General features: G+C 40.3%; 1 pseudogene. It reads left to right on the top strand.

Features of this window, described 5'->3' with window-relative positions:
* Window positions 1-444, top strand: a pseudogene (locus CYP26_RS10195) (molybdopterin-dependent oxidoreductase); the annotation flags it as partial.

Below are 444 nucleotides of genomic sequence, written 5' to 3'. Positions count from 1 at the left end.
GGTTAAATGTTGAAACTAATATTGTGAACTTCTTACTAGACAAGCAAGAATTTACATGCTCAGATTCTATTTATTTTATAGGTCAGCCAAGTACGTACGGAACAGCAAGTGAGGTTGAAACATTCGTTCACAGTTTACCAGCTGACATGGTTGTCGGCAATCCAAAACACAGAGAGATCTCTGTATAACTTTGAAATCTACCTGCTGGCACACTAAATGCCGTATCAGAATCACTCTACGTAAAAAGGATGCGTGATCTTGAAGATGGCAAGGTGAAATTTATCTGGGTTCAAGTAAATAACCCAGGGCAAAACACTGCAAACGAAAACCTCTGGATCAAAGCAGCTCGCGAAATGGACAACCTCATCATCGTAAGCGATCTTTATCCACGAATTGCTGTAAAAGTAGCTGACCTTATCCTCCCAACTGCGATAATCTACGAAA

The organism is Campylobacter concisus (assembly GCF_002913225.1).
In the GTDB taxonomy this organism is placed as follows: Bacteria; Campylobacterota; Campylobacteria; order Campylobacterales; family Campylobacteraceae; genus Campylobacter_A; species Campylobacter_A concisus_J.
This window is presented reverse-complemented; position numbering and strand designations above follow the sequence as displayed.